Below are 19392 nucleotides of genomic sequence, written 5' to 3'. Positions count from 1 at the left end.
TTGGGATATCCGTGCGAAGCTGAATTCGCACGGACAGTCGCGTTTTCGGGACCGGCGAGTGTTCGCACAGCGGATGCCGCGGGCTCGGACTGCGAAGGCACAGCCCGCACCCGCACGTGAGATAGTGCGGCTTGATGCCACATCACTCATGCCCTCGTCGCCGGATGGAAGCGACTGGGAGGCTTTGCTCAGGTGCGGCTGGGCACAATGGAAACCCAGCCAAACCGAAAGGCCCCCAATGAGCAACCTCCAGCGCATTCTGAGCATGGCATCCAAGGCCCTTGATAAGAAGGGACAGCCGTCCTCCGCTGGGTCTGGCAAGACGGATTGGCGCGAGATGGTGCGCACCGCAGCCGACAAGGTCACCGGAGACAGCAGGCCCACGGCGAACAACGTGCAGAGAAGTGCCACTCCCGTCGTAGCTGCGAAAGCGGCGCCGGCGGTGAGCGCCGAAGACCGCGCGGCCATCGCCCGTTACGACTACCTGCTGCAGACCGCGCAGCCCCAGCAGCTTGAGCAGGTTCACCGCGATGCCTTCGCGCGCCTCACGCCGGTGCAACGCGACGAGGTCAACGCTCAGCTGCGCACAGAGCTGCCGGCCAACGAATATCCGGCATCGACCAGCCCGGAGGACCTGGCCCGGTCGGCCACCCGCGGCGAAGCCCAGAACCCCGGCTTCCTGAAGAAGCTGTTTGCCCGGTCGTCCGGCCGAGGAGCCGGCGGCGCACTTGCCGGAGCGGGTGTCGCCGCGCTCGGGCTCGGTGCCGGCGGGCTACTCGCCGCTGTCGCCGGTGGCGCAGTTCTCAGCAATGTGGCCGGGCCCCTCCTGGAACAGGCGGCCGGCCTCGGCGTCGATTTCGAGAGCCTCGCCGGCGGTCTCGAGGGAATCACCCAGGGCGTCGCCGACGGCGCCGACGAGTATGCGACCGGATTGGGCGAGCAGGTGAAAGAACTCGGCGCGAACTTCGAGATCCCCGGCCTCTCTGCTCTCGGCAACCTGTTTGGCCGTAACTAGAGAGTTCCGACAAAGCTGGCAGCCCGCCTCGGCTCCGCCGGAGTCTCTGTCGCCACCGGCGTGCGGGCGCCCGCGCTACGCTGACGTGTGCAACTTTCCCTATGGCTGGCCCTCGTCGGCGCCGGCGTGCTGATCAGCTTCACCCCGGGCGCGGGAGCGATCAACACCATGAACAACTCGCTGACCAGCGGGTTTCGTCGCTCGATCTGGGGAATCCTCGGGCAGCAGGCGGCACTCGTGGTGCACGTGGCTGTGGTGGCGCTCGGCGTGGGCGTGCTCGTGGCCAATTCTCCCGTGCTGTTCAATGTGATTCGGTATGCGGGGGCGGCCTACCTGGTGTTTCTGGGCATCCGTCTGTTGGTGCAGAAGCCTGATCCGACGCGGGATTTGGCTGCACCGCGCACGCGCGAACCGGCCGGGTCGATGTTTCGCCGCGGTCTGTGGGTGAACCTGCTGAACCCCAAGGCGCTCGTGTTCTTTCTCGCGTTCATGCCGCAGTTCATTCAGCCCGAGCAGCCGCTGCTGCCGCAGTACCTTGTGCTGACGGTCACCGTGGTGCTGATCGACGTGATCGTGATGTGGCTGTTCTTCGCGGTGGCGGCGAAGTCGTTTCAGCGCTTCACGAACACCGCTCGTGGTCAGCTAATTCTCAACCGCACGTTCGGCGTGCTGTTCGTGGCCGTCGCGCTGCTGCTGGCGCTGGTGCATTGAGATGCCGGCATCCGCTTCTGAACGGATGCTCGATACGCTTGCTTGATGAGTACCACCGAAACACGACCACCGCGTCCGACCGTACTAGCGGGGATCGTGGGCTTCGCAGTCGTTATGCTGTATGCAATTGCCGGGGCGCTGCAGATTCTGGTGTGGAATCCGCTCGCGGCGGTGCCGGGCGCAACGCTCGGGCAGATTCGTGCCGACATGGCCCTCGCCGGTGAAAGCCTCAGCGCAAACGGAGTCGTCACCTGGGCTGGCATCGGGCTGCTGCTGGCCGGGGTGATCCTGCTGGTCGCGACCATGCGCCGCACCAGTCGGGTGTGGCCGGTCATCGCGGCCTATCTCGTGCTGCTGGTGTTTGCTGCTCCCGGACATTTCTTCGTCTCGTTCGGCCCCGGTATGTCGCTCGCCGACACGTTCCTGATTTCGGGTGCCGATCACACCCCGTGGGGCATGGTCTTGTACCTGGTGAGTGCGGCTGCCCTGCTTGCCCTGATCGTGGTGATCATTCGGGCCGCTCGCGCGGTCTCGGCCGGCGCAGAATAGACGAATGACCGACGCCGGCGACTTCGTAGATCGCACGCTGCAGTACGAAGCGACCTGGGAGCGGGCAGCCGAGTGGCAGGCGCAGCTGGGCGCCGAGCTCGAGGTCTACGGCGCCTCGGTGGGCGCCGTGCGTGGCACCATCCGCGACCTGGCCCGTCGACATAAGAGCATGACCCACGACGAGGTGACCGCGCTCAGTTCCGAGCTGTGGAGCGTTCCGGTCTTTGAGCGCCGCCTCGCCGCGATCGTGCTGCTGCAGGCGAACGTGACCCGGCTCGACAACAACGACCTCACCCGCATCGAAGGGTTTCTGCGCGGTGCGGCTGTGCCCGAGCTCGCGGATCCGCTCACGGTCGACGTGGTGCTGCCGCTCGTGCAGCGACTGACCGGCGCGAATCGCGCCAGAGCGGATGGAGCGCTGGCGCGGTGGGCGCGAGACGGCGACCCCTGGCTGCTCCGCGCTGCACGCGGTGTGCACGCACGGATCGCGAGCGAGTAGCGGGGCGAGCGGCGGCATCCGCCGTGAGGGCGTCGCGTAGGCTGCGGGCATGCGCGCAATCATCGTGAACTCTCCCGGCGGGCCCGAAGCCCTGACCATGCAAACCGTGCCCGACCTCGAGGTCGGCGCCCACGACATTCGGGTGGAGGTGGCCGCAGCGGGCATCAACCGCGCCGACATCATGCAACGCGAGGGCCGCTACCCGTCACCTCCCGGCGCCCCGGAATGGCCGGGGCTCGAGGTGTCGGGCGTGGTCACCGAGGTAGGCGATGACGTGACCCGCTTCGGCGTGGGCGACCGGGTCTGCTCGCTGCTTCCCGGCGGTGGGTATGCCACCGAAGTGGTGGTGCACGAAGGCCTGGCGCTGCTGGTGCCGCTCTCGATGGACCTCGTAGACGCCGCCGCCCTGCCCGAAGCCCTAGCCACGGTGTGGTCTAACGTGTTCATGAGCGCCGAACTCGCGCCCGGCGAGACCCTGCTCGTGCACGGTGGCGGCAGCGGAATCGGCACCACCGCCATTCAGTTGGCCCGCCTCCTGGATGCCCGCGTGGCCGTGACGGCCGGCTCCGCCGAGAAGCTCGCCATGTGCGCCAGCCTCGGGGCCGAGACGCTCATCAACTATCGCGAGCAGGACTTTGTGACCGAGATCAAGGCCGCTACCGATGGGCGCGGTGCCAACGTGATTCTCGACATCATGGGCGGCGCCTACGCGGCGCGCAACATCGAGGCGGTCGCGATCAACGGTCGCATCATGGTGATTGCCAACCAGAGCAACGAACCGGCCACCTTCGATCCGGCCCGCCTCATGCAAAAACGTGCACGCTACTGGGCCACCACGCTGCGTGCTCGCTCCCTCGCCGAGAGAATCGATATCGTGCGCGCTCTCGAATCGGCGATCTGGCCGTGGATAGCGTCGGGCGAGTTTCGCCCGGTGATCGACGGGAGATTCTCTTTCGAGAACGCAGCGGATGCCCATAGCCGGCTGGAATCATCCGCTCACGTCGGCAAGATCGTGCTGGTGCCCTGACCGAGCACGACACGGGTCACAAACGGTGCGACCGCCGCACACTGCCGTGGGTTATTCGGTCAGTGCAAGTTGCACAGCCAAGTCGCCGAGTTCGCGGGCCTGCTCGCTCGCATGGCGCTAGAGCCGGGGGCGCCCGGCCCAGCGTTCGGCCTTGAGGGCCAGATGCAGCTCAAGGCGAGCCTGACCGCCCAGCGGATCGACGCCGATGAGCGAACGGATGCGTCCGAGCCGGTTGTAAATACTCGTGCGGTGCAGGTGCAACTGCTCGGCGACCTCGGCCACCGAACCGTCCTTGTCGTACATCAGCTCGAGTACCGGCAGCAGCTCCCCGTTGGGGTCGAGTTCGCGCAGCTCGGTGTAGAGGGTCGACTCCCCCGGCGACACGTCCCGCCCCTCAACCGCCAGGAACTGGTACACCCCGATGGCGCGAAACGACACCAGAGCCCCCAACTGGGCGTCCACCCACGCTGCCTGCACGGCGCTACGCGCCTCGGCGTAGGCTCCGGGCAGCCGGCGCAGGTCGGCAAAGGGCTCGCTCAGGCCGAGCAGGGCCGGCGCGGCCGGCTGCCCACCGCGGCGCGAAACTTCCAGCCCGAACCGACGCAGAATCTCGGACTCGTCGATGCAGTCGATCACGTCTTGCAGGAGCAAAACAGCGTGCGTTTCGGTGCCTGCGGAGAACAGCACTGTGTTGATTCCGAGCGTGGCATACAGGGCAGAGAGCCGCTGCAGCAGGTTGCTCTCGGCGGAAGTGCGCCGGGCGTTGTTGCCCCGGTCGAGCAGGGTGGCCAGTCGCCACGGCCCGCGCCCGTGCACTCCCGGCCAGCCGCCCACGGACACGACGGCGTCGCGGTCGCCGAAGCAGGCGGCGAGAAATTGCGCCTCGCGGGCACGACGGCCATCGGAATCCGCGCTCGTGCCATTGAGCAGCATCTCGGCGAGTACGTCCAGCTCGGGGCGAATGATCCGCAGTTCCTGCACGATGGAATCGGGTTCGAGTTCGTCATCCTGCTGCAGCACCCAGAGATACCCCACTCGGAATCCCCGGGCAAGCAGCGGCACGCACACCCGGCCCAACATGCCGAGCTCGGCATTCGCCGGAACCGGAACAGGCTTGACGGCCCTGGCGATGCCGTGGCTGAGCTGCCAGACGCTGACATCGGGCGGAACGAGCTTGCTCAGCAGAAAGTTCGTGCGCACGCGGTCGGCCGTAGCCTGATGCGCGCTGTACGCGAGCAGGCCGCCGTCGAGGTCTTCCAGGGAGAGGGCGCGGCCAAGGCGCGCGGCGATGAAGGCCACCGCCCGGTCGATATCGGCCGCGTTCATGGGTTTAATCTTACGCAAGCGTGTGAACGCCAGGCGACAATCGACGCGGCGTGGCGCTACAGATGTCGAACCAGGCCCGCCCGAGGCTCGGGCCATGCGGCGCATCTCCGGGAATAAAACTCCCGGACAAGTGCTAATTCCGGGGCGGTGAGACGTGCGGGGGCCAGCCCACGGCATCCGCTATCAGCAGGGCCCTGCCGCGACAGCCCTCAAAACGCGGGCTTATCGTTTCTATGCTGACCAAAGTCGATCGGCGACGCGCCCTGAAGAAGTAGGAGTTCCCCATGATCATTGGTGTTCCGACCGAAGTGAAGAACAACGAATACCGTGTGGCGATCACCGCCGCCGGAGTCCACGAAGCCAAGCTGCACGGCCACACCGTGCTCGTGCAGGCCGGAGCCGGAATCGCCTCCGGGTTCTCCGACGCCGATTACGCGGCCGCCGGCGCCGCGATCGTCGAAACCGCCTTCGAGGTGTGGGCGAGCGCCGACATGATCCTCAAGGTGAAAGAGCCGATCACCGCCGAGTACGTGCATTTTCGTCAGGGCCTGATTCTCTTCACCTATCTGCACCTGGCCGCTGAGCCCGAACTCGCCACCGCCCTGCTTGAGGCCGGCGTCACCGCCATCGCCTACGAGACCGTGCAGAAAGCCGATCGCTCGCTGCCGTTACTCGCCCCGATGAGCGAGGTCGCCGGGCGCCTCGCCGTTCAGGTCGGCTCCGCGTCGATGACCCGCCCCGGCGGCGGCCCCGGAATTCTGATGGGCGGCGTACCCGGAGTACGTGCCGCCAAGGTGACCGTGATCGGCGCCGGTGTGGCCGGCTCCAACGCCGCCGCAATGGCCATCGGCATGGGCGCGGACGTCACGATTCTCGACATCAACATCGATCGCCTGCGCGAACTCGACGCCCAGTACGCCGGACGCCTCAAGACCATAGCCTCGAACGCCTACAACATCGACCAGTCGGTGACCGAGGCCGACCTCGTGATCGGCTCAGTGCTGATTCCGGGTGCCAAGGCCCCCAAGCTCGTCACCAACGAGCTCGTCTCCCGTATGAAGCCGGGCTCCGTGCTCGTCGACATCGCGGTTGACCAGGGCGGCTGCTTCGAAGGCACCCACGCCACCACGCACGAGAACCCCACCTTCGCCGTGCACGGCTCGATCTTCTACTGCGTGGCCAACATGCCCGGCGCCGTGCCGCAGACATCGACCCTCGCGCTGACCAACGTCACCCTGCCCTACGCCCTGTCGATCGCCGACCGTGGCGTGCGAGCAGCGTTCGAGCGTGACGCCGCCCTCGCTGGCGGGCTCAACATCGCCGCGGGCAAGATCGCGAACCGTTCGGTCAGCGTTGCTCTCAACCTGCCGCTCGCGGACTGGACCGACCTCGTGACAGAGGCCGAGCTCACCCTCGTGTAGTCGTTGGTAACGGATGCCGGGGTCGGCCGATTTCACCGGCCCCCGGCATTCCTTACCGTGTTCTCCCCGTGCCAATCGCCTGGACTACAAGGAAGTATCTCCGATGTCGCAATTGAAACCCAGCACTCGATCCGCGCCCAGCGCGCAGCCGCACCTGGCACGCTCACTGTCGAATCGTCATATCCAGCTCATCGCCATCGGCGGGGCGATCGGAACGGGCCTGTTCATGGGATCCGGCAAGACCATCTCGCTGGCAGGACCGTCGGTGATCTTCGTCTACATGATCATCGGCTTCATGCTGTTCTTCGTGATGCGGGCCATGGGCGAGTTGCTGCTCTCCAACCTCGAATACAAGTCGTTCAGCGACTTCGCCGGTGACCTGCTGGGGCCGTGGGCCGGCTTCTTCACGAGCTGGACGTATTGGCTCTGCTGGATCGTGACCGCCATCGCCGAGCTGATCGCGATCGCGCTGTATACGAGCTTCTGGTGGCCCGATCTGCCGCTGTGGATTCCGGCCCTCGGTGCCGTGTTGATTCTGCTTGGCTTCAACCTCACGAGCGTCAAGGCGTTCGGCGAGACCGAGTTCTGGTTCGCGCTGATCAAGATCGTCGCGATCGTCACGCTCATCATCGTGGGGCTCGTGATGGTGTTCACAAAGTTCCAGTCCCCCGGCGGCTCCCCGGCAAGCCTCACGAATCTGTGGAACGACGGCGGGATGTTTCCGACCGGTCCGATGGGGTTCATCGCCGGCTTCCAGCTCTCTGTGTTCGCGTTCCTCGGGGTCGAGCTCGTGGGCACGACGGCCGCTGAAGCGCAGCACCCGGAGAAGAACCTTCCCAAGGCCATCAACTCGATCCCCATTCGCATCATGCTGTTCTACGTGCTGGCCCTAATCGTGATCATGGCGGTCACTCCGTGGCGTGAGGTCACCGCCGATGTGAGCCCGTTCGTGGCGATGTTCGCCCTCGCGGGGCTCGGCGCGGCCGCAGCCGTGATCAATTTCGTCGTGCTCACGAGCGCGACATCCTCCGCGAATTCCGGGCTGTATTCCACATCGAGAATGCTCTTCGGGCTGTCGGTCGAGGGTACGGCACCGGGGCGTTTTCAACGCCTGAGCCGCCACCGGGTGCCGGCCAACGCGCTGTTGTTCTCCTGCATGTTTTTGCTCGTATCCGCTGTTCTGCTGTATGCGAGCTCGTCGATCATCGCCGTGTTCACCGTGGTGACGACCATGGCATCGGTACTGTTCATCTTCGTGTGGTCCATCATCGTGGTGAGCTACATCGTGTACCGCAAGCGTCGCCCGGCACTGCACGCGGCCTCCAAGTTCAAAATGCCCGGCGGCGTCTACATGTGTTATGTCCTGCTCGCGTTCTTCGTCTTCCTGATCTGGGCGCTCACCCAGAAGGCCGATACCCTGCAGGCGCTGCTCGTGACGCCGGTGTGGTTCATCGGGCTCGCCACGGTGTGGTTCATCATTCGCCGCCGCCCGGAACTGGCCGCCCACCACGAACTTCACCGGGCAAATGTGCAGGCCGATCGGGCCGCGGCACTCGCCTTCCGCCGCTGATATCCGTGACCGGCCGCCAGTAAGCCGCTTTCGGGCTCAGCGCCTTCAGCGCGTGTAGTGAGACTCCTGCAGCTCGTACACCGGGGTATTAAGCCCCTCCATGCGGGCTTTGATCTGCAGCGCAAGGTAGTTGGAGTAGTGCCGGCTCTGGTGCAGGTTGCCGCCGTGAATCCAGAGTTGAGGAACGTTCGTGGGCTTCCACATGTTGCGTAGTTCACCCTCCCACGGCCCCGGATCCTTTGGCGTGTCGGACCCGTATCCCCAGCAGCGCCCCACCTGGTCGGCGACCTCCGGTGAGACCAGATCGGCAAGCCATCCGTTCATAGAGCCATACCCGGTGGCATAAACGATGAGATCAGCATCGAGTTCGGCACCGTCGGCGAGCACCACCGACTCGGGCGTGATGCGGTCGACCTGCCCCGACTTCACCGCGACGCGACCGTCGATAAGCAGCTGCGAGGCTCCCACATCGATGTAATAGCCGGAGCCGCGTCGCAGGTATTTCAGGAACAGGCCCGAACCATCCGTGCCAAAGTCGAGGTCGAAGCCTGCGGCGGTGAGTTGGGAGTAGAACTCGGCGTCGCGCTGCGCCATCTGTTCGAACACCGGAATCTGCGCGGCGGGCAGGAGGCGGTAAGGCAACGACGCGAAGAGCAAGTCAGCCTTTTCGGTGGTCACCCCGTTGGCGAGCGCCTGCTCGGAGTAAAGCCCACCGAGTGCGAGCTCCATGAGCGAATCGCTGCGTGAAATGTGCGTCGACGAGCGCTGCACCATGGTGACGTCTGCTCCGTGCTCCCACAGGTCGGCGCAGATATCGTGGGCCGAGTTGTTCGACCCGATCACGACGGCCTTTTTGCCGGTGTAGTCACCGCCGCCGCCGTGCTGCGATGAGTGATGCTGCTCCCCTGCGAACGACTCCGCGCCGGCGAAGACCGGCGTATTCGGATACCCGGAGACGCCGAGTGCGAAGACCAGCTGCTTGGGTCTCAGGGTGACCGGTGTGCCGTCACGCACGACCTGTACCAGCCACTCCTGGGCGTCGTCGTCGAAAGTCGCTTTGGTGCATTCAGTGCTCGACCAATAGTTGAGTTCCATGATGCTGGTGTAGTGCTCGAGCCAGTCACCGATCTTGTCTTTCGAGGCAAAGACGGGCCAGTCCTCGGGAAACTTGAGGTATGGCAGGTGGTCGTACCAGACCGGGTCGTGCAAATGCAGGGATTTGTAGCGATTTCGCCAGGAGTCACCCGCCTTGGCGTTCTTCTCGATCACGATCGTGGGAACACCGAGCCGCTTCATGCGGGCTGCCAGGCCGATGCCGCCCTGGCCCCCGCCCACGATCACGCAATACGGCTGCTCCTCATAACCGAGCCGAGCCTCCTGGGCCGTCTTCTTCTCGAGCCACGAGGTGCGTCCTTTCGTGATTTCGTGCGACACGCCCTGCTCCCGGGTGCGCCCCTTCTTCTCCTCAAAACCCTTGAGCTCCTGCATCGTGGTGAGCAGGGTGTAGCACAATCCGTCGTTCAACCGGAGGTGGGCGTATCCGCGAGCACTACCGGTTTCGAACGTAACCCAGGCCTCCACGGCACTGGCTACACCGGTTGCCGGTTCGGCGAGCGCCCAGCTATGCGGATTTACCTGGTCGAGGGTGGCGGCGAGCATCCGTTCTATGTCGTCCTTACCCTCAAGGGTTTTCAAATTCCACGTGAACGAGATGAAATCCCGCCAGTAGCAGTCGTCAGCGAAGAGCGCGAGGGCGCCCTCGAGGTCACGGTGCTGCAGGGCGGTATCGAACCGGGCGAGCCAGTTCTCGACGATAGTAATTGGTGTATCGGGCATGTCACTCCTTTGTGAACCAGCGAAGAATCGGCCCATTGTCGGGCGCGACCTGTATGTTCAAGTACACGGCCGCAGGGGTTGCACAGGCGTTACACCTGGTCTCTGCTCGGCCTCATCGTCGTATCCAATGAGGGAGACAGCGCATGTCCACAGAGCCCAGCGGCGCGGTTCTCACTGCTGGCCTGCGTTTTTCTTCGCCCCGCAAATACGAGCGGATGCTCCGCGCTGCCCACGATCACACCCGCGACGGTGCACCACCGCCCGCGATCACCGGCGACGTGTGGAACTCCTGGCAGCGCTCACTCGCCGCCGGCATTGACCCCGACCGCCATCTGCCCCGGCACCTGCATGAGGTAGCGGATGCCGTGGCGCTCCGCCGCGGGCATGCGCTGCAGATGGTGATGCCGGCCCTCAGTGAGCTTCTCGCTGATGAGAGCTCTCCGGGTCAGCATCTGCTCGTGCTGGCCGATGCCCACGGTGAGGTTTTGTGGCGAGTCGGCAGCCGGGCGGCCTTGCGGCAGGCCGATCGGCTGGAGTTCGTGGAGGGGGCCGACTGGTCCGAGGCGGGTGTGGGCACGAACGCCATCAGTGAAGCTGTCCTCAGCGGCCGAGCGGCCCAGCTGTTCTCGGCGGAGCACCTCGTGCGCTCGCATCATGCCTGGGCGTGCACGGCCTCGCCGATCCGAGACCCGCAGACCGGAGTGGTGCTGGGGGTACTCACCGTGTCCGGGCCTCTCCAGACGGTCACGGCAGACAGCGTGCGCATGGTCAAGTGTGGGGTGCGCGTTGCCGAGGAGTTGTTGCGGACCGCACAACGGGTGAACGAGCGCACAACCAGAACCGTGGGTGCGGTCACGGTTAATCCGACAGCCGGGCACTCGTCTGCGGTCTCCCTCGACTTATTGGGTGAGCACCCGGCGGTTCTCACCGCCGACGGCCACCGGGTACTCCTCTCGCCGCGGCGCGCGGAAATTCTGGCCCTGTTGGAGTCGCGGGATCGCGGCTGGACGGCCGACGAACTCGCCTACTCCATTCACGGTGAGACCGGTTCTGCGGCAACCATCCGCATCGAAATGCACCGTATTCGGCAGGTTCTCGGCGATGCGCTGCAGTCAACGCCGTATCGCCTGGCCCCCGGCCTGCGCGGCACGTCTGACGCGGCGCGGGTCTTGCACCTGGTGCGCCAGGGACAGGTATCGGCAGCACTCGCCGCCTATACGGCCCCGTTCCTCTCCCGCTCAACCGCCCGGGCGATTGAACCGCTGCGGGCCGAGATCACGAGCGCGGTCGGGGCATCCGTTCGGGCCAGCGGAGATGCCGAGCTGCTGCGCCGGTGGTGCGCGACCGAGATGGGCAGCGATGATCGCGCCGCCGTACACGCCCTCGGGCTGCTAGCCGGCCAGGCCGATGCCGCCTATGTGTCGTCACTGGCTCGCCTCAGCCGCATCGACAGCGAGCTCGGCCTCTAACCGGGGCGCCTGCGCTGAGCGTTATGCCCGCAGGGGCCGCTCCGACCGGCGCGGCCCCTGCGTACCGCAGTTACGCTGGTTTGTCGGCCGGCTCGGCGGTCTTCGCGGTCTCGGCTGCGGCCAGGCGTGCTGCCCTGGCCTCGGCCTTTGCTGCCGCAGCGGCCGCCTTGACGTCGGCTTCGATAGCGTCGACGAAAGCGGTGTGCTTGGCGCCGGGCATCCAGCCCTTGTTGGTGACCTTGACCTGGAAGATGATCGCAGCGACGACCAACACCACGCCGATGAGCACGGTGAGCATCACGCCGATGGCGGTGTTGTCGCCGAGCAGGCTCACGCCGATGAGCGTGCCAAACCAGCCGAAGTCCGCGTCACCGAAGGTGCTGTTGGCGAAGCCGAAGTTGCCGAGTACGAGCAGCAGAATGGCCGGCAGGATGGTGATCAGGATTCCGTTGACGAAACCACCGACCATGGCACCGATACGACCACCGGTGGCGTTGCCGTAGACACCGGCGCCACCGCCAGTGAAGAAGTGCGGCACCATGCCGGGCAGAATCAGAGCGAGACCAAACACCGGTCCGAGCCAGATGGCCAGCACACCGAGGCTGATCAAGCCACCAGCGAAGGACGCCAGGAATCCGATGAGCACGGCGTTGGCCGCGAACGGAAAGACGATCGGAATGTCGAGCGCGGGGCGGGCACCAGGCACGACCTTTTCGGCGATGCCCTGGAACGCTGGGACGAGCTCGCCGAGGATGGTGCGCACACCGTAGAGGATGATGGCCACACCCACGCCGAACTGCAGCGCCTGGGCGAAGGCGGCCATGATGAACGCGCCGCCGTCGACGGAGCCGAAAATAGCGAGGGCATCCGCTCGGGGAAGCGCGATGAGGCCCCAGATGGCGAAGACCATGTAGATGGCGACCATCGAGACCGAGGTAGCCACCATGGAGTCGCGCAGAAAGCGCAGGTTCTGCGGAAAGTTGATGTGCTCGGTGCTCTTGCTGCGCTTGCCGACGGCCTGGCCGACGGCGCCGGCAGCGATGTAGCCGAGGGTTCCGAAGTGGCCGATGGCGATCGTGTCGTCGCCGGTGATGCGCTTGGTCCACGGCTGGGCGAAGGCCGGCATGACCACCATGATCACGCCGAGCAGGCCACCGCCAATGACGACGACGAGCCAGCTGAGCTCAGAACCGAAGCCGACCGAGAGCACGACCGCGAGCATCATGGCCATGAAGACCATGTGGTGCCCGGTGAGGAACACGTACTTGAGTGGGGTGAATCGTGCCAGAAGCAGCATGACGATGAATCCGACGACGAGCACGTAGGCGCTGGTCGCTCCGAATTCCTCGGCGGCGAGGGCTGTGATGACCTCGTTGGTCGGAATCACGCCCTGCGCGCCGGTGACCTTGAGAATCAGGTCGCCGAGCGGGGTGAGTGAAGCGACAACCACACCGGCACCGGCGCCGAGAATGAGAAAGCCGAGGGCTGCCTTGAGGCTGCCGCCGATGATGGTTCCGACCGGGCGGCGCAGGGCGATGAGCCCGACGGCCGTGATGATGCCCACCAGGTAGGCCGGCACATTCAAAATCTGCTGGCCGATGAAATCCAGAATGACTAAGAACCACTCCATGTCGGGGTGCTCCCTCTCTTACTCAGACGTGCGGTTGATGAAGCAGGATTATTCGAGTGCGTCGGTGAGTTTCTGGGTGATTTCTTCAAGGTCGAAGAAGTTGTCGATGACGATGACCTGGGCCTCGACGTCGCCGATCTCCTCGGCGAGCTCTTCGCTCGTGAGCACGATCTCAGCGTCACGCGCCATGCCGCGAGCCACGCCGATGTCAGCGGCCTCAACGTCGGCGTCGATGCCGAGTGTGCGCAGTACCTTCTCGGTGTTCATTTTCAAGAGAACGGATGTGCCGATCCCCATCCCGCAGACCGCGATGATCTTCATGAGAGTGCCTTTTCTGTGAGCAGTTGGGGGCTGGACATGATCGCGAGAACCTCGGCCGGCGAATCGGCCGCCTTGAGCGCGACGAGCAGGTCGGCGTTCATCAGCACCCCGGCGAGGGCCTGCATCATCTCGAGGTGGCCTTCGTGGTCGGGGGCGGCCAAGCCGATAACGAGCGACACCGGGTCGTTTTTCTTGTGGCCGAACTTCACTGGCTCGTCGAGGGTGACCCAGCTGAGACCGGCGCGCAGCACGGCGGGAGATGGGCGGGAGTGAGCGATGGCCAGGCCGGGCGCGATGACGATGTAGGGGCCGAGCTTGTCAACCGCAGCGATCATCTCGGCCGTGTAGTCGTCGGTCGTGACGCCACCGGCCACGAGCGCGTCGCCGGCCAGGGTGATCGCGGCCTGCCAGTCGGCGGCGACGACGTGGGTGCGAATGGAGGCCTGGTCGAGTTCGTCTGCGAGATTGACTGCCATGCCTGACTCCTTGGTTCTGGCCCTCAAACTGCAAGACCACGTCGTCTGCCCCAAAATGTTTGGTGCCGTGTCTCCGAGCCTAATGCGCATTCGGAACTTTCGTCTATAAGTGATCTAAAGTCGAGACGAAAGTCCTTAGCGCGTGAGGTGACTGATGCGGTCGGCCTCGAACAGGGCATCCTGCGCGATGAGCGAGGCACCGAGAACGCCGGCCTTGTTGCCGAGCCGGCTCGGCTCCACGGTGAGGCCGGTGCCGGAGAAGGCGCGCACGTGCGCGAGGAGGGCCTCGCGCAACGACGACAGGTAGGGGTCGCCGGCCTCGGCGAGCTGGCCGCCGATGACGATCATGGCGGGGTTCAGCAGCCCGGCGACATCGACGAGGGCGTTCCCGATCTCGGCGCCGGCGGCAGCGAGCAGCCGCACGGCATCGGGTGAGCCCATGCGCGACAAGGCAACGATGTCGCCGGTGGTGCGAATGCGGTAGCCGAGAGCGTTGAGCTCGCGGCGAATGGCGTAACCGCTCGCGACGGCCTCGAGGCAGCCGCGCTGCCCGCAGCTGCATAGCTCGTCGCCGTAGCGAAAGCTGTGGGAGAAGTCGCCGGCACCGCCGCGGGCACCGCGGTAGACCCGGCCGTCGAGCACGAGCGCGCAGCCGATGCCGAGGCCAACCTTGAGCACGGTGAGGTCCCGATGCTCCGGCCAGCCGAGCCGGGATTCCGCGACCGCCATGATGTTCACGTCACGGTCGACGGCGAAAATGGCGGTGTAGTCGGCCGAAAAATAGTCCTGCACGAGCACGTCGTTCCACTGCTCGTCGATCTGGGGGGCGGCGAGCCGGCCGGTCGCGGCATCCACTGGACCGGGAACGCCCACGCCGATCCCCCGCACGTCAGCGCGGGTCTTGCCGAGCTGGCGCAACAGGTAGTCGAACACCTGGTTGGCCCAGGTGAAGACGGTGTCCGGGCCTTCCCAGAGGCCGATATCAGCCTGATCTTCAATGAGAATCGTGGAGACCAGATCGGTCACCGCCACGCGGGTGTGCGAGCCGCCGATGTCGACGCTGAGCAGCAGGCCGGCGTCTGTGTTGATCGCGAAGCTTTCGGCGGGGCGGCCACCACGGGAATCACTCTGGCCGGCGACAATGATGATGCCGGCCGCGAGCAGTTCGTCGAGCCGGCGGGCGAGGGTGATGCGCGACCAGCCGAGCTCGTCGATCAGTGCCGGGCGAGTGGTCGCCCAGCCCGCGCGAATGAGATCGAGCACGACACCGGACCCGGTCGACATGGCGTGGGCCACCGCAGCTCCTTCGATTGACTTAAGTATATTTATATACCAATGTGTAAAGTATGACTGAGAATTCTCGTTCTGTCACCATCGATGCCGATGTTGATCGCTCCGCTGAAGCTCGGGCGGTTGCTGATGCACCGTTTGGGCGGTGGCCGGCGACGGCTGCCTGCAGGTCGCAAGACCAACGGCCAGGTCATTCAGGCGCTGACGCCAGCGCTGGCGCTCTGGGGCGGATCGGCCGACCTGAGCGGCTCCATCAACGTGACCGTTCCGGGCACGGCCGTTTCGGCGACCAACCCCGGCGGGGATTTCATTCATTTCGGTATTCGCGAGCACGCCATGGCCGCGATTCTCAAACGAGCGCTTGATGATGGGCAGCGGATTGCGGATCGGCGAGCAGACGGCCTGCACGATGCGGCTCCCCGTCGCGCGCTGCACCTCGGAGACCGTTGAGTAGTGCACGTCGCCTGACAGGAATGTCACGGTCTGCGGAGCCGGGCCGCGGCGGCCGTCGGCCACCTCGGTGGCCATCCGTGCCAGCTGGCGAAAACTGCGCTCAAACGCGGCCCAATGCTCCAGATCGACGAGCCGGCGCAGGCGCTCGCCCACCCGGGCCGCAGGCCTGCCCCACGCTCCTGTGGAGACTGCTTCATCCCACGATTCGAGGTGGTGAAGGCCGGGCGGCAGGAGAAAGGGCAGTGAGGTGCCGACCAGCAGGTGCCGAAAGCCGCCGCGCATCCGCTCGTCGAGCCGGGCGGTGAGATCGAGTTCGGTCTCACCGGTGTGGGCCGCGATCTCCCGCCAGATCTCGTCGGCGGCGCGTTCCGCCGGCGACATGTTGCCGAGATGCTGGTACACCCAGTAGGAGGCCAGCCCCGCCACGATGCGGCCGTGCCACCACGACGTCGCCTCCATGTCGCGCTTCCAGGCCAGGGACGTGTTCCAGTCGTCGCGAATGTCGTGGTCATCGAAGATCTTCCCCGCATATCATCACGGCGACCCTCAACGGAGTGAGCACGTCGATCAATATCGAAGTCATTCCGACCCCGCGCTGCCACTAGCCGGCGCACTCCTGGCTCTTCTGGCGGGCATGACTGCCGTCATCGCGCTGGCTCGGCGGGCATCCGCTTAGGCGAACCGCTTCCCGAAGCTGGGCCGGCGTGCAGAACTGCGGATGGATCACCAGAATCAGGCAAAATTTTCACTGCAGCACGTAGGTCTGGTCGAGATCTCCGCAGTTGTGAACGACGAGTCGACCACATCGGCCCGTTTAGACTCGGCGCATGCCCCGCCTTGTTGTCGTTCTGCCGCTTACGCCGCTCGAAACCGGAGCGAGCTTCTTCGTCGCCGCCTGGCCGCTGCACATCACCGTGCTCGCGCCTTTTGAAACGGATGCCTCCCCAGACGAGATCGCACGCGTCACCGCCGCCGCGCTGGCCGGATTCCCTGCTATCACCGTGGTCGCCGGGCAGGACGAGCTGTTTGGTCGGCACCATGACATTGCCGTGACGCTGATCGACGAGAACGCCGCGTTGATCAGGCTGCACGACCTGCTCGTCGCCGTGCTGCGGCTTCTCGCCACGTCTCCGGCCGAGCCGGCGTTTTCCGGGCCGGATTTTCGGGCGCACGTCACCGTGAAGTCGCAGGGTCGAGTGCACGCGGGCGACGCGCTCAGGCTGACCCAGATCGCGCTTGTGGACATGGTGCCGCGCGCGTCATCGAGCGGCCGCACGGTGCTCGCGACGCTCAAGCTCGGCAGCTGACCTGAACGGGCGGTCTGGCTCGCGGCCACTCCAGCGGCGAGTACGCTCGAAACCGTGCTGTCCCGCGATCTGATTCGTCTGTACCCCGAGCTCTACCACGTGGCCGCCGACGGCAGCTGGCCCGCCATCGAGCGGCACGGGCTGCTCAGTCCGGCCGTGCTCGTGACCCGCTGGGGCGTCAAGCAGGGTGCACCTCAGGCGGCAATTCTCGGCAAGCGACGAGGTGAGTCACGCGTGCTGGAGCATGCGGAATTCGGTCTCGCGGTCATCCGTCATCAGAAGGCCATTCATGAGCCGTCGCTCGAGGACGCCCTCGACGATATGACCCTCGCCGAATGGTACGCAGCCCTGAACGACCGGGTGTTCTTTCACCTGCAGCCGCGGCTGCTGCGCGACCTGCTGAACGCCCGCTCCTATCGGGACGACGCCCACACCTTGATCACCCTCAGCACCAAGAGTCTGGTCGCCGCGCACGAAAACGAGATCGAGCTGAGCGCGCTCAACTCCGGCTTCGCGCAGCGGCACAGCAAGGAGCCGCGGGGGCGCGACACCTTTCAGTCGATCGAGGACTACAAGCATCCGACCCGGTCGCACGCGGTGACCAAGGGGCAGGATATCGCCGAACTCGCCATACCGCGCGGGGTGCGCGACCTGCGCGACCACGTCGTACGCGTCGAGCGGATGCGCGAGGGCACGGTTCTCGAGCGCCTCGCCTAGCGCACCGCGAGATACTCGACGGCGGCGATCAGGGGTAAGGTGGCGACAGCCAGCACCGTCGCAGCAGCCGCACCGGCGAGCACCGCGAACGTGGTGCGTCGGGTGCGGGCTGCGGCAACCTGCTGTTCGAGTGCGGTGAATCGTGCGTGCAGGTGCGCCGGAGCGAGCGGCTGGGCCGCTGCGCGCCAGGTCGCCGGGTCGTCGATGGCGGCGGTGAGCGCGGCCTGCTGCTTGGCGCTGAACACCCGCGGGCGAGCCACAAGCCACCGGCGCAGGCGCGGAGAATCGATGACCGTCACGGCATCCGGCTTGCGAGCCAGCAGAATTTTGTGCGGATTGACCAGCACAATAACGGGCTGAACCACGGTCGCGGCCGGCAGCACAGCACCGAGCAGTGCGGTGATCTGGGCCGATTCAAACCGGGCATCGCGCAGGTACGGCATGGCGTGATCATTGATCGGAATCGAGCGCAACGCCCCGGTCAGGTCGCGATCCCAGTGCGTCTTGGAATTGATCGCGAAGATTCCACCCGGGCCCACGACGAGGTGGTCGACCCAGAACGCGGTATTGCGAATGGGCAGGGAATGGTAAACGCTGTAGCCCTCAGGGAGCCGACCGAGAATATCGCCGACGATCATCTCGGCCTGCGCGGCGCGCAACCAGCTGAGCTCGTTCGCGTCAAGCGGCGAGGCTCCCAGGGTGCGCGCGATCCGAGAACGTGCCGGCCGATCGGCGTGCTGGCGGAGCAGTTCTTCGACGACGGACTGCCCGGCAAACCCACCGGGAGTAGCCGGGACCAGGGTTGCGATGGGCATCACTGAAGCAGCCGGCTCGTGATCACGAGACGGTAGTCCAGGCCTAAGAGTTGTCATAGCCACGTTCACTTGCCTCACCACGGGTTCGCCCCCGTACTATCGTGCCATCGGCACCTGTCGATTCAGTGTTAACAATCGGCAGGGTCGCAACATTGGTTAGCAATTAATAAGTAATGCTCATTCGTGTTGCGGAGGCGACGGCCTCCCCCACTCAGCCGGGCAACGTCGGCTAACCTGAGAGCCACCCCACTGATTGGATTCACTCGTGTCACACCTGACCTTCAACGTCTGCGCGATCTCAGGGCTCGCGTTCAGCGGTCTGGCCGTTCTGTTGCTGCTGGCCAACTTGCTCTCGGGCAACCAGTTCGTCGACGTCATTCTGCCGGCGGCCGTGGTGTCGCTCGTGATCGGCGGCGCGTTCTCGGTGCGGGCCCGACTGCTCTCGGCCAAGGGTCACCGGCCAGCCAAACGTTAACGGGTCAGGCCGCCGCCAACTGCGCCCGCAGCGCCTCGACGACGAGGGCATGATCGTCGAGCTGTGGCAGCCCGGAGACGCCGACCACGCCCACCATCGACCCACGCACGAACAGCGGAAACGCTCCCCCGTGCGCCGCGAAACGCATGGGATCAAGTCGGGCATCAACGTCGAAGTCGACACCGCGGCTGCGAAATTCCACGCCGACGGCGAGCGATGAGTGCCCGTAGCGGCGCACGACGGCGAACTTGCGCTCCAGCCAGCCGTCATTATCAGCGGATGCTCCCGCCAGGCCCACCTGGAACACCCGCTGGTCACCCAGCACGATCGAGATCGCGACCGGCAACGCCTGGGCGGCGGCGATCGTGCGGAGGCGGGTGCCGAGCGCCCACGCATCGTCGTGACTGAACGCGTCGAACTGCAGGGTGCGTTCCTGGTCGAGCAGAATCTGCAGCTGGGCGAGGTCGTCGGTGTGCATCGAGGGT

The 19392-nt window shown here is 65.6% G+C and carries 20 protein-coding genes; 11 read left to right on the top strand and 9 right to left on the bottom strand.

Annotated features, from left to right (window positions below; all coding sequences use genetic code 11):
* Positions 1 to 238: 238 nt before the first annotated feature.
* The 5 genes from E3T29_RS12700 to E3T29_RS12680 all read left to right on the top strand — a co-directional run bounded on the left by E3T29_RS12700 (position 239) and on the right by E3T29_RS12680 (position 3801).
* Positions 239 to 1015, top strand: a complete 777-nt coding sequence (locus E3T29_RS12700; RefSeq protein ID WP_134345798.1) for a hypothetical protein — start codon at positions 239 to 241, stop codon at positions 1013 to 1015.
* A gap of 87 nt (positions 1016 to 1102) precedes the next feature.
* Positions 1103 to 1726 carry a LysE family transporter gene (locus tag E3T29_RS12695; RefSeq protein WP_134345796.1) on the top strand — a complete coding sequence of 208 codons (624 nt, stop codon included), beginning with the start codon at positions 1103 to 1105 and terminating at the stop codon, positions 1724 to 1726.
* A 45-nt stretch (positions 1727 to 1771) separates the two neighbouring features.
* A complete protein-coding gene (locus E3T29_RS12690) occupies positions 1772 to 2275 on the top strand; it encodes a hypothetical protein (RefSeq protein WP_241987799.1) in 504 nt (167 codons plus the stop codon).
* Between the two features lie 4 nt (positions 2276 to 2279).
* A complete protein-coding gene (locus tag E3T29_RS12685) occupies positions 2280 to 2774 on the top strand; it encodes a DNA alkylation repair protein (RefSeq protein WP_134345794.1) in 495 nt (164 codons plus the stop codon).
* Between the two features lie 49 nt (positions 2775 to 2823).
* On the top strand, positions 2824 to 3801 hold the full coding sequence (locus E3T29_RS12680; protein WP_134345792.1) for an NAD(P)H-quinone oxidoreductase: 978 nt from the start codon (positions 2824 to 2826) through the stop codon (positions 3799 to 3801).
* Between the two features lie 117 nt (positions 3802 to 3918).
* Here E3T29_RS12680 and E3T29_RS12675 read toward each other — a convergent pair whose 3' ends face one another.
* Entirely contained in the window at positions 3919 to 5127 is a 1209-nt protein-coding gene (locus E3T29_RS12675; RefSeq protein ID WP_134345790.1) for a CdaR family transcriptional regulator, read from the bottom strand.
* 284 nt (positions 5128 to 5411) lie between these two features.
* On the opposite strand from E3T29_RS12675, the gene ald reads away from it, so the two are divergent.
* A complete protein-coding gene (ald, locus tag E3T29_RS12670; RefSeq protein ID WP_134345788.1) occupies positions 5412 to 6548 on the top strand; it encodes an alanine dehydrogenase in 1137 nt (378 codons plus the stop codon).
* Positions 6549 to 6651: 103 nt separating this feature from the next.
* Positions 6652 to 8118: a D-serine/D-alanine/glycine transporter gene (gene cycA / locus E3T29_RS12665; RefSeq protein WP_134345786.1), complete on the top strand. Its 1467-nt coding sequence runs from the start codon at positions 6652 to 6654 to the stop codon at positions 8116 to 8118.
* Between the two features lie 45 nt (positions 8119 to 8163).
* On the opposite strand, the gene E3T29_RS12660 is transcribed toward cycA, so the two are convergent.
* Positions 8164 to 9954, bottom strand: a complete 1791-nt coding sequence (locus tag E3T29_RS12660; protein WP_134345784.1) for an NAD(P)/FAD-dependent oxidoreductase — start codon at positions 9952 to 9954, stop codon at positions 8164 to 8166.
* 143 nt (positions 9955 to 10097) lie between these two features.
* Here E3T29_RS12660 and E3T29_RS12655 point away from each other — a divergent pair, with 143 nt between their 5' ends.
* A complete protein-coding gene (locus E3T29_RS12655; protein ID WP_134345782.1) occupies positions 10098 to 11423 on the top strand; it encodes a helix-turn-helix domain-containing protein in 1326 nt (441 codons plus the stop codon).
* A 70-nt stretch (positions 11424 to 11493) separates the two neighbouring features.
* On the opposite strand, the gene E3T29_RS12650 is transcribed toward E3T29_RS12655, so the two are convergent.
* From E3T29_RS12650 to E3T29_RS12630, 5 genes are all read right to left on the bottom strand, one after another.
* The gene (locus E3T29_RS12650; protein WP_092338887.1) at positions 11494 to 13053 is read right to left on the bottom strand and encodes a PTS ascorbate transporter subunit IIC; all 1560 of its coding nucleotides are present in this window, start codon (positions 13051 to 13053) and stop codon (positions 11494 to 11496) included.
* A gap of 48 nt (positions 13054 to 13101) precedes the next feature.
* Positions 13102 to 13374 (bottom strand): PTS sugar transporter subunit IIB, encoded by a 273-nt coding sequence (locus tag E3T29_RS12645; protein WP_104089755.1) that lies wholly within the window; start codon positions 13372 to 13374, stop codon positions 13102 to 13104.
* Entirely contained in the window at positions 13371 to 13850 is a 480-nt protein-coding gene (locus E3T29_RS12640; RefSeq protein WP_134345780.1) for a PTS sugar transporter subunit IIA, read from the bottom strand. Before E3T29_RS12640 ends, E3T29_RS12645 begins: the two co-directional genes overlap by 4 nt.
* A gap of 135 nt (positions 13851 to 13985) precedes the next feature.
* Positions 13986 to 15146, bottom strand: a complete 1161-nt coding sequence (locus E3T29_RS12635) for an ROK family protein (protein WP_134345778.1) — start codon at positions 15144 to 15146, stop codon at positions 13986 to 13988.
* Between the two features lie 72 nt (positions 15147 to 15218).
* On the bottom strand, positions 15219 to 16052 hold the full coding sequence (locus E3T29_RS12630) for a hypothetical protein (protein ID WP_370449168.1): 834 nt from the start codon (positions 16050 to 16052) through the stop codon (positions 15219 to 15221).
* Between the two features lie 368 nt (positions 16053 to 16420).
* On the opposite strand from E3T29_RS12630, the gene E3T29_RS12625 reads away from it, so the two are divergent.
* Complete coding sequence (locus tag E3T29_RS12625) at positions 16421 to 16900, top strand: 2'-5' RNA ligase family protein (protein WP_134345776.1); 480 nt, start codon at positions 16421 to 16423, stop codon at positions 16898 to 16900.
* 54 nt (positions 16901 to 16954) lie between these two features.
* On the top strand, positions 16955 to 17617 hold the full coding sequence (locus E3T29_RS12620; RefSeq protein WP_134345774.1) for a hypothetical protein: 663 nt from the start codon (positions 16955 to 16957) through the stop codon (positions 17615 to 17617).
* Here the strand turns inward: E3T29_RS12620 and E3T29_RS12615 are convergent.
* Complete coding sequence (locus E3T29_RS12615; protein ID WP_241987819.1) at positions 17614 to 18432, bottom strand: nuclease-related domain-containing protein; 819 nt, start codon at positions 18430 to 18432, stop codon at positions 17614 to 17616. The genes E3T29_RS12620 and E3T29_RS12615 overlap by 4 nt on opposite strands.
* A 265-nt stretch (positions 18433 to 18697) precedes the next feature.
* Here E3T29_RS12615 and E3T29_RS12610 point away from each other — a divergent pair, with 265 nt between their 5' ends.
* Positions 18698 to 18907, top strand: a complete 210-nt coding sequence (locus E3T29_RS12610; RefSeq protein WP_134345770.1) for a hypothetical protein — start codon at positions 18698 to 18700, stop codon at positions 18905 to 18907.
* A 4-nt stretch (positions 18908 to 18911) separates the two neighbouring features.
* Here the strand turns inward: E3T29_RS12610 and E3T29_RS12605 are convergent, their stop codons facing one another.
* On the bottom strand, positions 18912 to 19385 hold the full coding sequence (locus E3T29_RS12605) for a heme-degrading domain-containing protein (RefSeq protein ID WP_134345769.1): 474 nt from the start codon (positions 19383 to 19385) through the stop codon (positions 18912 to 18914).
* Positions 19386 to 19392 lie beyond the last annotated feature (7 nt).

The sequence above is a fragment of the Cryobacterium sp. TMT1-66-1 genome, assembly GCF_004403435.1.
In the GTDB taxonomy this organism is placed as follows: Bacteria; Actinomycetota; Actinomycetes; order Actinomycetales; family Microbacteriaceae; genus Cryobacterium; species Cryobacterium flavum.
Note: the sequence above shows the minus strand (reverse complement) of the source record. Positions and strands in the feature narration are given on the sequence as shown.